Genomic DNA, 14,416 nt, shown 5'->3' on the forward strand with positions numbered 1-14,416 from the left:
GAATTTAACAGGCTTTTCAATTCACATATCATTTTCAGTTTGTTTTGTCAACTCCTAATACTGAACCGACGCCCTAGTCGTTAATCATATGATTTCCGCTCGAAAAACCAGAATAAAATTGATTTATAGTGAGGAATTCAATCCTCATCAGAATCGCTGGGAATGAATTATTGACTACAAAATTTATAACTGACATCTTGCACAATTCTCAATAACACGCATCTTGCCAGTTCCACAAACAGTACATCTCTTCTTGTGAGGTCGGCATCCTGTCCGCCCGTGAAACACTTATTAATAATAGTGCAAGATGTCAGTTCTAACTCATATGTTGCACCATTCTCAATAATCCTTTTATGAACAGGCTTTTCGGCCTGTTCCACAAGAAAATTTATCTCTTGTGGAACAGGCCGAAAAGCCTGTTGCTGACAATGGTACAAGATGTGAGTTATAACGGTTATTTTACCGGACGAGATATCAGAATAAAGTCTATAAATCTTTTTTCCCCAAACAAAAAGCGCCCCTATTTCTAGGAGCGCTTTTTGTAATCTCAGACTAAAACTTAGCCATTGATAGAAGGAGCAACCAAAGCTACTGGAGTGACTTCACTAGCAGCCAAATCAAGCGGGAAGTTGTGAGCATTGCGCTCGTGCATTACTTCCATACCCAAGTTAGCGCGGTTGATGACATCAGCCCAAGTATTGATGACACGACCTTGCGAGTCGATAATCGATTGGTTGAAGTTGAAACCGTTCAAGTTGAAAGCCATCGTGGAGATACCCAAAGCGGTAAACCAGATACCGACAACTGGCCATGCACCTAACAAGAAGTGCAAAGAACGGCTGTTGTTGAAAGAAGCGTATTGGAAAATCAAACGACCGAAGTAGCCGTGGGCTGCAACGATGTTGTAGGTTTCTTCTTCTTGACCGAATTTGTAACCGTAGTTTTGCGATTCGGTTTCGGTTGTTTCACGAACCAAAGAGGAAGTAACGAGAGAACCGTGCATGGCGGAGAACAAGCTACCACCGAAGACACCAGCAACTCCCAACATGTGGAACGGGTGCATCAGGATGTTGTGCTCAGCTTGGAACACGATCATGAAGTTGAATGTACCGGAGATACCCAAGGGCATACCGTCAGAGAACGAACCTTGTCCAATTGGGTAGATCAAGAATACTGCGGTGGCTGCTGCAACTGGTGCAGAGTAAGCGACGCAGATCCAAGGACGCATACCTAAGCGGTAAGACAATTCCCATTCACGACCCATGTAGCAAAATACACCGATCAGGAAGTGGAAAATTACCAATTGGTAAGGGCCGCCGTTGTACAACCACTCATCGAGGGAAGCTGCTTCCCAGATTGGGTAGAAGTGAAGACCGATCGCGTTAGATGAAGGAACAACAGCACCTGTGATGATGTTGTTACCGTACATCAAGGAACCTGCTACTGGTTCGCGGATGCCGTCGATGTCCACTGGAGGGGCAGCGATGAAGGCGATGATGTAGCAGATGGTGGCGCTCAGGAGGGTAGGAATCATCAAGACTCCGAACCAACCTACATAAATGCGGTTGTCGGTGCTTGTGACCCACTCACAAAAGCGTTCCCAGACGTTGGCGCTTTCGCGCTGCTGTAAGGTTGTTGTCATTTGTTTATGATTGCTTTATTTGGTTTTCAATGTTCGTGACGGCTTTGTGTTCCGCCATGTAAATAAACATAAAGCTTTTATTTCAGTTTGTAAAGGCCTTTTAAGCACAGTTTTTCTTATAGGTGTCATAAAATATGCTTGTTAAAAGCCACAAGGCTTGCTGTATAAGGAGTTTAAAAGCAGAATGCGGAATTAGTGGACGATCGCCCACAAATGAAGAATACTCATAATCTACCTGGGCAACGAGATTCGGGAGGGGCGTCAGTGTTAAGATAGATGAAGGGTTGCGATCACCAACCGCAAAACTCGCACTGCACAGATATATGTTGTTGCGTAAGTCCGATCGATAATTATCCCAAGGAATGTCTCGCACCGTCACCTACAGCCCTGCTTATACTCTGGTTCCCACTTACGAGTGTTTTAACCGCTGCACCTATTGCAATTTTCGGGCAGAACCGCTGCAAAGTCCTTGGCTAACACTCGCAGAAGCCGAAAAACAGCTCAAGTTCCTGCAAAGTCAAGGTGTAATTGAAATTCTCATCCTCAGCGGCGAGGTACATCCTCAAAGTAAACGGCGAAAAGCTTGGTGGCAGCGGATTTACGATTTGTGCGAACTGGCACTTGCTCTGGGATTTTTGCCGCATACTAATGTGGGGCCGCTCAGCTTTGAGGAGATGGCACACTTAAAAGAGGTAAATGTATCGATGGGGCTGATGCTAGAACAGCTTACCCCACATTTGTTACAAACTGTTCACAGGCACGCACCGAGTAAAGTGCCGGCGCTGCGGCTGCAACAGTTAGAATGGGCTGGGGAATTAAAGATTCCATTCACAACTGGTTTGCTGCTGGGAATTGGGGAAAGTGAGGCCGATTGGGTGGAGACATTAGAGGCGATCGCCCGCATTCATTCGCTATACAATCACATTCAAGAAGTTATCCTCCAGCCACACAGTCCGGGAAATCAGCAAAGTTGGGACGGTGAAGTTTTTGATGCTACAAAAATGCCCGAAGTAATTGCGATCGCCCGCAGCATTTTACCATCTGAAATCAGGCTGCAAATTCCCCCAAATTTAGTTGCACAGCCAGACATATTACTTGCTTGTTTAGCAGCAGGTGCGAGAGATTTAGGAGGAATTGGGCCGCGGGATGAAGTTAATCCCGATTATCCTCACCTGCAACACCAAACTTTAACAGAAATTTTAGCAGCATCGGGATGGCAACTCGTAAAGCGTTTGCCTGTTTATCCTCAGTACGATAAGTGGCTGCCGCAGACATTGCAAAGTGCTGTCAAACAATGGAGATTTGGGAATATTTATTAAATAAATAGCATTTACGCCATAAATTTGTTGAGAGCTCATATCAGATTTTAAATCAAAGAACCGCCACCATCAATCCACACTTCAGTACCTGTGATAAAGCTGGAGGCTTCTGATACTAAAAATAAAACTAATTGGGCGATTTGTTCGCTAGAACCGGGGGTATTATCCGTCAAAGGAATCAGGTCTTGAATGGCATCAGGAGCGAGTGGAATGTCATCTAGATTGCGCTTAACCGTGCTTTCCTCAATCTCAGTCTCCACCGCGCCCGGACAGATAACATTGACTCTGATTTTGCTGGGGGCAAGTTCTAGCGCCAGCATTTTCGCTAAAGCTACTTGGGCCGCTTTGGTGGAAGCGTAAGCTGTGGCGCCAACTTTCTTGAAACTTCTGGTGCCATTAATCGACGATGTAATGACGATGGAACCTCCTTGTTTTTTCAGATAAGGAACAGCATACTTAACAGTCAAAAATGTTCCTCTGAGGTTGGTATTAATTGTCTTGTCCCACTCTTCGGGTTCTATCTCTTCTATCGGCGACCATACACCGTTAATACCTGCATTTGCCAACACAATATCAATTCTTTGATATTCATCAAAAATGGTTTGAAATGCCTGTTGCATTTGCATAGAATCGGCCACATCTGCTGCAATAGCGAGCCCGCAGCCTCCTTCATCGACTAACTGGCGGACGGTTTCTTGCGCGGTTTCTAAAGTGCGATTGATAATAGCAACTTTTGCGCCTTCCTTGGCCATTAAAATTGCTGCTGCACGACCAATTCCCGACCCACCGCCGATAATAACGGCAACTTTTTGTGAAAGTTTCATAATTTTTTATGTAAAATTACATTATACACGCTCGCATAGCATAAAAATATGACTAGAGAGAGAGCTTTAGTCCTAACTAAAGATAGATTTTAGTTATCAAAAATATGGAAGCAAAAAGTAAAAAGATATCTTGCTTTTTACTTTTTGCTGTTAACACAGCCGTTACGGCTGCGGAGCCCAGACAGAAACAGAACCGGCGTTACACCTAAACTCAGCCCAACCATCCTCATTAGTTGTGATGGGTTCGATGTATTGACAACAAAATGTAAATTTGATAAATAATTATTTTAGGCAAACCGAAAAATATTAATCGGGTGGCGATTGTGCGGCAACTCGCTCAACTCTGGTGTTCCAAGTACCGTCGATCGCCAATTCAAGCAATCTAAATCCCGGGGGGATTTCGTCAAGGATAATGGGATGGCTTTTCGGTAAAAGTTGGATGCAGGTACTGGGTGTCCCCAAGTAAGTAACTGATCCCCGCTGTTGTTGAAATTCTTGGTGAATGTGGCCGCAGAGGACTATTTTGATTTGAGGATATCGATCGACAATTGCCAAAAATTCATCGGCATTGTGCAGCATCATTCCATCCATTATTTCAGAGTCGATCGGCAAAGGATGATGGTGCAAGGCAATGATAACAGGTCGATCGCCCGTTTGTTGCAGTTGAGAGTCTAGCCAATGCAAGCTTTCTGGGGAAAGCCGCCCGCCGTCGCATCCGGCTTCCACACTCGAAAGTAATAGAAATTGCCAGTTTCCTAGCATCCATGATTTTTCTGGGGAAAGAGGCGACTGATTTAAGATTTCTGCCATGACTGGGATGTTGTCGTGGTTCCCAGGTATCCAGTAGGCGGGAATTCCGAGGGGGGCGATGAGGGATACGAGGCGCTGGTAGGATTCGGGTGTTTCGTCTTGGGATAAGTCGCCTGTGAGTAGGAGTAAGTCGGGCGGCGGCTGTATCTGTTGCAGGCGATCGAGAACTGCTTGGAGGGTGCGGGTTGTTGAGAGGCCTTTCCATTCTCGATCGATCTCTGCAAACAAGTGTGTGTCGGTGATTTGGGCGACGAGTAGGGGAGAAACTGGTGTCATGGCTGGTGTTGCGGGCGATCGATGTAGTTCTAGAATAGCCTCGGATGGGTTTTGGGGATATGGGAAAAAAGGGCGATTCCCTACGGGATAGCTGCGCTTCACGAAATTTTTGACAGGTATGTTAAAATTTTCGAGATTTGGTGTACTATAAGAAAACGTCAAATTTCAGACGTGACGGCGGCATAGCCAAGTGGTAAGGCAGAGGTCTGCAAAACCTCCACCCCCAGTTCAAATCTGGGTGCCGCCTTTTTTAATTTCTACAGTAACAAACTGTTTGTCAGTGATGACAGAGTTTTGTCCATTGAGGGAGAAGGAACCAGAGTTTACGCATCCGGTTTCGCCGTGGAGGTTTATGCTGTGGTGAAACTCATTCATGGCGATCGATCTGGTAGAGTTTGATATGGCAAGGGCGATCACTTCCTTAAAATCTGGTGAGCCTGTGATTCCGGTTTGGTGCGATCGGATACATCAGCGTTTAGTAAGTCGATTGAGGGGGTAAGTGCGATCGCCAGTAAACCTTAATTTAAAAACTAGAAAATGTTAGGTATGATATGATATGAATCAAAATTCAAATCCACAAAACTTAAACACAGTCACATTTTCACAAATTGTAGACAATGAATTTGACATTACTGAAACCTATTGGCATCCTGATATGGGTGGATTAGTGCCTGAATTAATCCATGCTACAGAGACAATAGATCCTTGGATTCCCGGCTTGCGTCAGATTATGGAGCAAAACCTGAAACAATCTGGTCAAACTGTTGGCGCTCCAGCACTTTTGAGACGAGATGAATGGGCAAACATTGAATCGCAATGGTTTTGGGATAATTATATTGCCGGAAATATTGGTGCTGTTGATGGAACAATTATTTTTCCTCACACTAAGTTTGTGTTAACTCAAGTTTTTGCCGTAGGAGTTGGAGTCTATAACTCAGCCGGAAATACTGACACAAAATTAACAGCAACTAGAACAGTAGCGAATTTTGTGCAACCACCGCAAGGAATTCCAACTACTGAAGAAATAACGAATGCAATTGAGCAAACTAAATTTCTCACACAGGAGAAATCTTGGCCTAATACATGGAGGGAGTATAAAGAACGAGTAGCGGCTATTGAAACTCAGGAACCGATTATCTATGTGGACGGACCCATTATTACTCAAAACCTAGTAACTCAGGAAAAGGGTCGTCAAATTATGCGAGATTTACATAATACAGGCAAACTCTGCGTTGGAGTGATTAAAGATATTCGTCAAAGCCAGCAAACACTTAGATGGTTTAGTAGAGCTTTACAACAAAATGAAGTGTTTTTAATATCTAATGTTGGAAAATTATTGCAAGAGCGGCTACAAGACTGGGGTAGCAATCCTAGTCTTGTTAGTTTTTTAGATGATGTAGCTAACCAATATGTTCGAGGCATTTACCAGCCAGGTAAAAAAGTTTTTGGTTTTGAATGTCCAGTTAATCAACTACCAAGGGCTATCGCAATGCTGTTTCAAGATTGTAATGGAGTGGCCGGACATGAAATACCATATATGTTAGATAAAGTAGATTCTGATATCAGAGGCAAGTTTAGACCTGATGAAGCTGAACAGTACCTTTATGGGAAACTAGCTGAACAATATCCCGGACAAACTTTGGATGAAATGAACGAACGTCTTATGAGGTAATTATGACTTATAGCAATGATTCTTTAAGTGAAACAGAGTCCATAAATAATCAACAAAATCAAACCCCGCCTAACTTTACACCAATTGCCCCATTGGTTACTTGGTCTGATAGCTATGGTGCTAACCCCGCCTATGTTGAGTTGCTAGGCTTTCCTAATAGTTCAAACTATCAACGGATTGAAGCACTAGATTTTGTAATTATTGAGGATGTTTGGGATAATCCACAATACCAATATTTTGCTAGAATTGAAGAAGCTAATCTTAATCTGCCTTTAATGGGATTAAGTCGAGAAAATCCTACCCGTATTGTTACCCAAGAAAGATATTTAAGAGGGATGCCAACTCCTTCTACCTTGGGTGAATGTGTACACCTGTTTAAAGGGAAAATTATTACTCGCCTTCATAACGGAATACCTTCTTCACCGCGCACAAGACCTAATTGGAATAGTCCAACAAGATTAGCAACTGATCAAGAAATTATTGACAATCTTGGTCTTCCTACTGCTAACCCTGATTTTGAAATAGGAGTGATTGCATAATGTCTGAAAATAGAATTTCAATTTGTTTAGATAATCAAGTGCTACGTCATCATGGGGCGGTAGCTGGTACAACTGGGTACGGCAAGTCTAATATCAATAGTAATATTGTAATGGCTGCTATTAAGATGGGTTATTGCGTTTTCTTATTTGACCATAAGCCAGACTATCAAGATTTAGAGAAATCTAACAATGAAATAAATTTATTTGCAGATCCTAACTGGGAACCTCAAGGATTTGATTGTAACCTGCGCTATTTTTCACTATCCGATGATAAATCTCGTAAAGCTAACGCAAATGAAAAGTTAATAAATGTATATGCCAGCAGTTTCGATCCTTATCAACTAGGTTCTGCTCTTTTTCATAAAAGAGGGGAAGAAGTCCCCCAAGAAAATATGACTTTGCTACTTAATGGCTATAAAGACAAGCAAGAGGAATACAATAAATATACCTGGTCATTAAAAGATGCAATTGAGTGGATTAATAAATTATCAAAACCTGAAATGTCCAACATATTAGGCGGTGGTAGTATTTCTGATAGTAGTATGAAACCCATGCTCCGCAAATTAAAAGCCCGATCACTGCCTTGGATGGATAGGATGGAAGATTACACGGAGCCCGGCCAGTTACCAGGATTAGGAATCACTAAAAAAAGTCCTGCTCCAGAAATTGACGTGCCATCATTAATTAAAGAAAAAACTGTAAATGTTATCCGAGTAGGGCAAACTCAAGGGCGAGATTATGGTTTATTTTTATCGTTCTTGTTAGAGCGAGTTTACAATGCTAAAGCGTCTAACCCCGATCTACCGCCAATTTTATATTTAATTGATGAAGCACAAGATATCTTTAGCGGTTCTAAGCAGTTGCGCGAAGCTTGCGAAGATATGCTCGATGCTAATATGAGAAAGGGGCGTAGTCTTAACATCGCTTTTTGGTACGGTTTGCAAAGGTTTAGTGCATTGCCAGAAAGTATTAGTATCAATATCAACTCCCGCATCATTATGGCTCATAAGCAAGCAGATGAAGTAAAGAACGCTTTACCAGGAGCCTCAAAAGAAATTCTTGGTTTGGTTACACAATTAAAACGTGGAGAAGCCTTAGTTAGTTTGTTTGGTTCCACTTCAATTGTACAATCTAAAATGCACCCATCTAAAGCACTGTTAACTAAGGAATAGTGACCTAGCGAATCATGGAAAATAAAAAAATTGCAGTAGAAGAGCTTCATCTAGGTCTTGTTAAAACTCCTCCTACAGAAGCAGAAATTGTGAAATACTTAATGGATGCTAAGTCTGATTTAGCTAAGGTCAAAAACATCTATGATGCTATTTGTGTTAATAATGCCACGAAAGCAATTGAGGAGCTAACCAAACAAGTTGAGATATCACGGGAAATTCGTTTAGATGCAACAGAACTCCGCATTCGGTCTGAAAGAGTATTAGGACTGCTGATAGAGTCCATGCCATCGAAAAAAAAGGCAAATCATCAACTATCTAACGGAAGCGCCGATCGATCGGGTGGATTTATAATTGACTCACCAGAAGCAACTTTTCCTACACTCAAAGAATTAGGGGTTAGAAAAGATGAGGCTAACCGTTGCCGTAAACTTTCTAGGGTTCAAGAGGAAACTTTTGAAGCAATCTTGACTGACGTTAGATTGGAAGTAGCAACAAGGAAACGGAAAACTCTGTCTGTTACTGCTCTTGTCAATGCGGTCCGACAACTAGAAAAAGGTAAATCAGAATCTCTTTTTAGTCCTCTCATCAAACCTTCTGATAATTGGAATTTTGCTCAAGTTAAATATGGTCGAATTGACGAACAAGATAGCGAAACAGAAACTTGGGGTTATATTCCAGGGGAACTGTACGCGAACTGTTTTTGGTACTACGTTAAACCTAATGATTTAGTTGTTGCACCAATGGCTGGATCTGGTCAGGTTTGTCGGGTGTATGAAGCTCGTCAAGAGTGGATGGGAAAACACGTTTACGATTTTGATATCAAAATGTTTGATCTGAATCCACGCGGGCAGTACAAAGATTTAATTACTCAACATGATTTGATTAAAAGTTTTCCAGTTGCCAATCCTGATTATATTGTTATGGACATTCCTTATTATGGAATGGTTGCCCAACAGTATTCTAATAAGTCGGAAGATTTAGCCAATATGTCTTTAGAAGATTGGCAGATAGCAATGGCTAGAATTGCTAAAAATTGTGCCACAGCACAAAAAAATGGAACTCTTTGCACTGTTATTTCTCCAAATTATCGGGATGTAGCCAATGGTTTAATCGTAATGGTTACAGATATAATCCGCTCTTTTTGGGAGTCTGCTGGCTATATTCTTCACGATAAGGCTTATTCAAGTCGAAGAATCCAGCAAAACCAAAGTCCACACATGGCTAGAATGAATAATAAAGCTAAAGCTAATCGAATTATGTTGACTGACATTACAGAGATTTTAACATTTCGGAGGGTATAAAGGTAATGGATTTAGAAACATTACTTGAGCGCATAAACCTTGGAGAAGACCAAGATATTGAATTTAAGTCTGCTGAGGGTGGTTTCCCCAATGAAGTTTGGAAAACTGTATCAGCATTTGCTAATACAGATGGCGGCTATATTGTTCTAGGTGTCACGGAAAATCGAAATAGGTTCGAGATTTCAGGTGTCCGCAATCCTAACGTTTTACTTAAAGAGTTTTGGAATAATCATAATAATCTGCAAAAACTGAGCTTCTCAATTTGCGGCAATTCTGACGTACAAACTTTGAAGATAGAAGATCGTAATTTAGTTATTATTAAAGTTCCCAGAGCAACAAGAACGCAACGCCCAGTTTATATTAATAAAAATCCCATGATGGGAACCTATAAACGTAACCATGACGGGGATTATCCTTGCACTGATGATGAAGTTCGTCAAATGTTGCGCGATGCCAACAACGATCCTCAAGATATCCAAATTTTAGATGAATTTGACCTTGGCGACCTCGATCCAGAAACTTTAAAATCTTTTCGCCAACGGTTTAGTTCAAGAGAACCAGATCATCCTTGGCTCGGATTGGACGATCGCAATTTATTGATTCAGTTAGGCGGATGGAGGCGCGATAGAAATACTGATAAAGAAGGGTTAACTATAGCTGGTTTACTGATGTTTGGGAGAGGAAATAGTATTTTAGATGCACTTCCCCGCTATCAGCTAGACTATCAAGAACGACTGTCTAACGATCCAGAAGTTCGCTGGACATATCGGCTGACACTTGATGGCAAGTGGGAGCCTAATCTTTTCAATTTTTATTATCGCGTCTATAGTCGTTTAGTTAATGATTTAGATATTCCCTTTAAACTAGATAAAGATGCCGTGAGACGAGGAGAAACCCATGTTCATGAAGCTGTTCGAGAGGCTCTGGTAAATGCTTTAATTCATGCCGATCACATATCTTCTCGTCCTCTTGTAGTAACTAAGTTCCCTAATGGTTTTTTGTTCAATAATCCAGGTCGCTTAAGGATTTCTCTTGGGCAACTTTATGATGGGGGTATCAGCGATCCGCGCAATCCTAAACTGCAAACAATGTTTCAAATGCTTGGTTTAGGTGAAAAAGCCGGATCAGGTTTTAGAAAGATTCTACGAGCCTGGAAAGAACAGCAATGGTTTAGGCCACTCGTCTCTGAAAAATTTGATTTAGAAATGACATCAGTTGCCCTACCAATGCTTAGTTTAATTCCCGAAGACGTTGAGCAAGAACTAAAAGAAATAGTGGGAGATAATTACTGTGAACTAACAGAATTAGATCGGATTATTTTGGTACTAGCGCATCAATTTGGAGAAATTAGTAATAGTGACATTCAGTGTTACAGACAGGAACATCCTAGAGACATAGGAGAGTGTCTAAAGCACTTGGTCAATAACGGCTGGTTGGCGCAATCAGGACGTGGGCGTGGAACGCAGTACGCTCTACCAAATAAAGGTCAATCGGATTTGCTTTCACTGCTTCAAAGCTCCGAACCTAACGAGCCTAGCTCCGTGCATAATGAGTCTAGCTCCGTGCATAATGAGCCTAGCTCCGTGCATAATGAATCAAGCTCCGTGCATAACGAGCCTAACTCTGTGCATAATGATGAAAACTTATTTTTACTAGAAATAGCTACTCCTGTGCGAGAAAAGAATCGGGTAAGCCCTGAGTTGATGAGAAATACTATTCTGAAACTTTGCTCGGAAAGATATTTAACTGTCAAAAGATTAGCTGAACTATTGAATCGCAGTTCCGAAACAATTAGGACTCATTTTATTAATCCAATGTTGTCAGAAAAATTACTAGAACTCAAATATCCTGACGAACCAACTCATCCTCAGCAAGCATACAGAACCTTACTCTAGCTTACCACTCATAACCGTGTTCTTTTCCCCATTGTATCAAGGCTAGGGCCATTTGCGACCTGCGGCCGCGCTGTTCTGGTTTTACCGGATTGTCACCAGTAATTGCCCTCAACGCCCAAAACCAATGGTCTGGCTTTTGTTCGAGGTCACGCAAAATCAAGGGGATAACTGGCTGTCCCATGCCGATAATTCTCTGATAAGCCTGGTGCATTGATTTCTGTGTAACTAATGATAGCATCCCCGTTTCGAGACGCCATTCTTCGGCGAACTTCTTAAACTCTGCTTCCAGTTCTACCTTGCTTTTAATGGGGAAGTCATCAGCAGGAATTCCTGAAGGCAACAAATATACTTTAAAAACATCTTTGGCTTTTGATGCCGATTCTAAAAAGCTATTCGGCATCAACAAGTCATTAAGCTTTTCACAAAATCGCTCTTTTTGTTCGGTTGATAAGTTAGAGAGTTCTTCAAATTCATCAACAGCCGCAATAAGCTCATCTGCTAGTTCTTCCACTGTCCAAGCATAAGTTTTCTTTAAAGCGTAGATAGGAATAATACTCTCTAGTATATTGACTAAATCATCATGGTTCGTGTTTTCTACCTCTGACTCTACGTTTCTGACTAAATCATCAAGAGGCAACGCAGGGACTGTTTTTCTCAACGCAGTCAAAATAGCCTCCAAGACTGAGTTGTCCAAGGTTATAATTTTTTCGATGCCGGATTGATATTGGCGATGTATTTTTAAAGAAGGCATATTAGTTTTCTTGTCTTTGCTAAGAGAAAGTTAACTTGAGACTAATTGGCTTACTTATACATTCCTTCAAACACAAAGGGTAAGGTGCGCTAGGCGCACCCTACAAGTAGAGTCTGTGCGTAAGTCCTAAATTAGCAATCTTACCCAAATCCTCACATTTTGCTGATAATTCTCTGCACGATTTCCACGCCTGTTACCGCTTGCCAGCCAAACAGCCCTAACAGCACAACATTCAGAAAGATGTGAGCGTTTCTCGCCCAATCATTGCCTTTTTGCATCAAAGGAGTCAGCGAGGCTGCGATCGCAATTATGGCCATCATTCCCAACCCTGCTAGCAAGTGCGGGCCGACAAATAGCTTGCCGTTATTGATGTAGGTGACAGCCATTCCCACGATCGCCACCGTAACCATCAATGCTAACAGCAAAGAACCCATCTGGTGGTGCTTGACGTTAAATTTGCCCTTAATTAACTCTTTTTTGACTTCGCCTTCCGCACTTCTGGTACGTCGGATTTGAATGCCCAGATACAAAGCATAAAATGAGATGGCCAGCAGTACCCACATTAAAACTGGGTGGATGAATTGGCTCCAAACTTTCACTGACTGAGGAATTTCGAGATTCATAGTGTTCTGAGGATTAGCAAACATACTTCATAAAACTTAGCATACCAGTCAGGCCGTCTCGTGCGACGGTAAAAATATACGGTATGAGAGACTATTATGCCTGCCACTAAACAAGACGCTGTATTGATTCAAGCCGCCAAGACTGGCAACATTATTCACGTCCAAGCTTTACTCGCTAAGAATGTTAACGCTAACGCCAAAGACTCTGAGGGGACGACGGCTTTGATGTTTGCTGCCCAAAAGGGCTATACAGAAATCGTGCGTATTCTACTAAACAATGACGCTAATGTCAACCATGTGAGCAGGCGTTTTGGCTTGACGGCTTTAATGCTGGCGGCGGCTCACAAACAGGCTGACTCTGTGCGGCTGTTGCTGGCTGCGGGTGCTGATGTTAATGCTAAAAATGATGATGGAAGTACAGCTTTGATGGCTGCTTCTCTGAAAGGTGATATCAATGTTGTGCGGATGTTACTTGATGCTAATGCTGATGTAAATGTACAAGATAAAGATGGAGATTCAGCTCTGAAAATAGCTGCTTTATCGGGTCACGAAGCTGTTGTCAAAGCTTTGGTGGATGCGGGTGCTGTTGCTGACAATTCTATGCTGTTTTTGGCTGTCCGTCAAGGAAGCGCTGAAATTGTGCGAATTTTGCTCAATTGTGGGGCGGATGCTAATGTTAAAAATCTAGAGAGCAAAACAGCTTTGATGCTGGCTGCGACGGCGGGAAATTTGGCTGTTGTCGAGGCGCTGTTGGCTGCTGGTGCTGATGTCGAAACTCCCGACAAAAACGGAGAAACTGCTTTAACTTTGGCTGCGGATTTTGGCAATACTGATGTGGTGCAAACTTTGCTTGGTGCGGGTGCTAATGCGAATGTGAAAAATGGAGATGGGGGCACGGCTTTGATGGCCGCTGCTGCTGGTGGAAATGCGCCGATCGCCCATATCTTACTCGATGCTGGCGCGGATATCAACGCTAAGGATAAAGATGATGAAACTGCTTTGAATTTTGCGGTGGTTGAAGGCTGCGAAGATGTGGTGGAATTGCTCTTAAACCGAGGTGCTAGTGTCGGTTCTAGAAATCGGTTGGGCGATACGCCTTTACTGGTGGCGGCTGTTCACGGCCATAGTGCGATCGTATCGGCTTTGCTGCAAAAAGTAAACTCAAATCGGGATGAATTTCTGAATGCGAAAAACTTTGGGGAGACGGCTTTGACGCTGGCTGCGTTTCACGGACATACCGAGACTGTGAAAGCTTTGCTTGACGGCGGTGCTGATCCGAATGTCCCGGCGGATTTGGGGAAAACGGCTTTAATGAAGGCGTGCGATCGCGGTTATATTGCGATCGTCCAATTATTAGTCGAAAAAGGTGCCGATGTCAACTTGCTGGATGATTCGGGCGCAACAGCTTTAATGTGGGCTGCACATCGGGGTTATGCTGATGCAGTAAAGATTTTAATTGATGCTCGTGCAGAACTAAACCACAAAAATCCGGGAAATTATACAGCTTTAATGTTGGCTGAGTTTAAGGGTTATTCCAGTGTGGTAAAATTGCTCAAAAGTGCTGGAGCACTGGAGTAAGAATGAAATAGTTT

General features: G+C 42.5%; 12 protein-coding genes and 1 tRNA gene. 8 read left to right on the forward strand and 5 right to left on the reverse strand.

Features of this window, described 5'->3' with window-relative positions:
• Positions 1-559: 559 nt before the first annotated feature.
• The gene (gene psbA, locus QUB04_RS12880) at positions 560-1,642 is read right to left on the reverse strand and encodes a photosystem II q(b) protein (protein ID WP_333070606.1); all 1,083 of its coding nucleotides are present in this window, start codon (positions 1,640-1,642) and stop codon (positions 560-562) included.
• A 362-nt stretch (positions 1,643-2,004) separates the two neighbouring features.
• Here psbA and cofG point away from each other — a divergent pair, with 362 nt between their 5' ends.
• Complete coding sequence (gene cofG / locus QUB04_RS12885; protein ID WP_333284723.1) at positions 2,005-2,961, forward strand: 7,8-didemethyl-8-hydroxy-5-deazariboflavin synthase subunit CofG; 957 nt, start codon at positions 2,005-2,007, stop codon at positions 2,959-2,961.
• 47 nt (positions 2,962-3,008) lie between these two features.
• On the opposite strand, the gene QUB04_RS12890 is transcribed toward cofG, so the two are convergent.
• Together QUB04_RS12890 and cpdA are read right to left on the reverse strand one after the other, a co-directional pair.
• Positions 3,009-3,785: an SDR family NAD(P)-dependent oxidoreductase gene (locus QUB04_RS12890; RefSeq protein ID WP_333284725.1), complete on the reverse strand. Its 777-nt coding sequence runs from the start codon at positions 3,783-3,785 to the stop codon at positions 3,009-3,011.
• A gap of 306 nt (positions 3,786-4,091) precedes the next feature.
• Entirely contained in the window at positions 4,092-4,973 is an 882-nt protein-coding gene (gene cpdA, locus QUB04_RS12895) for a 3',5'-cyclic-AMP phosphodiesterase (protein WP_333284727.1), read from the reverse strand.
• Between the two features lie 74 nt (positions 4,974-5,047).
• Here cpdA and QUB04_RS12900 point away from each other — a divergent pair.
• The 6 genes from QUB04_RS12900 (at position 5,048) to QUB04_RS12925 (ending at position 11,450) form a co-directional block, all read left to right on the forward strand.
• Positions 5,048-5,118 (forward strand) — tRNA-Cys (locus QUB04_RS12900).
• Positions 5,119-5,427: 309 nt separating this feature from the next.
• Positions 5,428-6,543 carry a hypothetical protein gene (locus QUB04_RS12905; protein WP_333284729.1) on the forward strand — a complete coding sequence of 372 codons (1,116 nt, stop codon included), beginning with the start codon at positions 5,428-5,430 and terminating at the stop codon, positions 6,541-6,543.
• A 2-nt stretch (positions 6,544-6,545) separates the two neighbouring features.
• Entirely contained in the window at positions 6,546-7,082 is a 537-nt protein-coding gene (locus QUB04_RS12910; RefSeq protein ID WP_333284731.1) for a hypothetical protein, read from the forward strand.
• Positions 7,082-8,254, forward strand: coding sequence for a helicase HerA domain-containing protein (locus tag QUB04_RS12915; protein WP_333284733.1), 1,173 nt, complete (start codon positions 7,082-7,084; stop codon positions 8,252-8,254). The genes QUB04_RS12910 and QUB04_RS12915 overlap by 1 nt, the downstream gene beginning before the upstream one ends.
• Positions 8,255-8,268: 14 nt before the next feature.
• Entirely contained in the window at positions 8,269-9,555 is a 1,287-nt protein-coding gene (locus tag QUB04_RS12920; protein ID WP_333284735.1) for a hypothetical protein, read from the forward strand.
• A gap of 5 nt (positions 9,556-9,560) precedes the next feature.
• The gene (locus QUB04_RS12925) at positions 9,561-11,450 is read left to right on the forward strand and encodes an RNA-binding domain-containing protein (RefSeq protein WP_333284737.1); all 1,890 of its coding nucleotides are present in this window, start codon (positions 9,561-9,563) and stop codon (positions 11,448-11,450) included.
• Position 11,451: 1 nt separating this feature from the next.
• Here the strand turns inward: QUB04_RS12925 and QUB04_RS12930 are convergent, their stop codons facing one another.
• Positions 11,452-12,201 carry a hypothetical protein gene (locus QUB04_RS12930; protein ID WP_333284739.1) on the reverse strand — a complete coding sequence of 250 codons (750 nt, stop codon included), beginning with the start codon at positions 12,199-12,201 and terminating at the stop codon, positions 11,452-11,454.
• Between the two features lie 152 nt (positions 12,202-12,353).
• Entirely contained in the window at positions 12,354-12,824 is a 471-nt protein-coding gene (locus tag QUB04_RS12935) for a DUF4079 domain-containing protein (protein ID WP_333284741.1), read from the reverse strand.
• Between the two features lie 96 nt (positions 12,825-12,920).
• Between QUB04_RS12935 and QUB04_RS12940 the strand changes: the two genes are divergently transcribed.
• On the forward strand, positions 12,921-14,402 hold the full coding sequence (locus QUB04_RS12940; protein WP_333284743.1) for an ankyrin repeat domain-containing protein: 1,482 nt from the start codon (positions 12,921-12,923) through the stop codon (positions 14,400-14,402).
• Positions 14,403-14,416: the final 14 nt, after the last annotated feature.

Source organism: Microcoleus sp. D2_18a_B4, from assembly GCF_036702475.1.
In the GTDB taxonomy this organism is placed as follows: Bacteria; Cyanobacteriota; Cyanobacteriia; order Cyanobacteriales; family Microcoleaceae; genus Microcoleus.

Bases quoted from the DNA above. Each gene is read 5' to 3' on its own strand.
- QUB04_RS12930 (WP_333284739.1), bottom strand. From the start codon at position 12,201: ATGCCTTCTTTAAAAATACATCGCCAATATCAATCCGGCATCGAAAAA.
- QUB04_RS12920 (WP_333284735.1), top strand. From the start codon at position 8,269: ATGGAAAATAAAAAAATTGCAGTAGAAGAGCTTCATCTAGGTCTTGTT.
- QUB04_RS12910 (WP_333284731.1), top strand. From the start codon at position 6,546: ATGACTTATAGCAATGATTCTTTAAGTGAAACAGAGTCCATAAATAAT.
- QUB04_RS12925 (WP_333284737.1), top strand. From the start codon at position 9,561: ATGGATTTAGAAACATTACTTGAGCGCATAAACCTTGGAGAAGACCAA.
- QUB04_RS12940 (WP_333284743.1), top strand. From the start codon at position 12,921: ATGCCTGCCACTAAACAAGACGCTGTATTGATTCAAGCCGCCAAGACT.
- QUB04_RS12890 (WP_333284725.1), bottom strand. From the start codon at position 3,785: ATGAAACTTTCACAAAAAGTTGCCGTTATTATCGGCGGTGGGTCGGGA.
- psbA (WP_333070606.1), bottom strand. From the start codon at position 1,642: ATGACAACAACCTTACAGCAGCGCGAAAGCGCCAACGTCTGGGAACGC.
- cofG (WP_333284723.1), top strand. From the start codon at position 2,005: ATGTCTCGCACCGTCACCTACAGCCCTGCTTATACTCTGGTTCCCACT.
- QUB04_RS12905 (WP_333284729.1), top strand. From the start codon at position 5,428: ATGAATCAAAATTCAAATCCACAAAACTTAAACACAGTCACATTTTCA.
- QUB04_RS12935 (WP_333284741.1), bottom strand. From the start codon at position 12,824: ATGAATCTCGAAATTCCTCAGTCAGTGAAAGTTTGGAGCCAATTCATC.
- QUB04_RS12915 (WP_333284733.1), top strand. From the start codon at position 7,082: ATGTCTGAAAATAGAATTTCAATTTGTTTAGATAATCAAGTGCTACGT.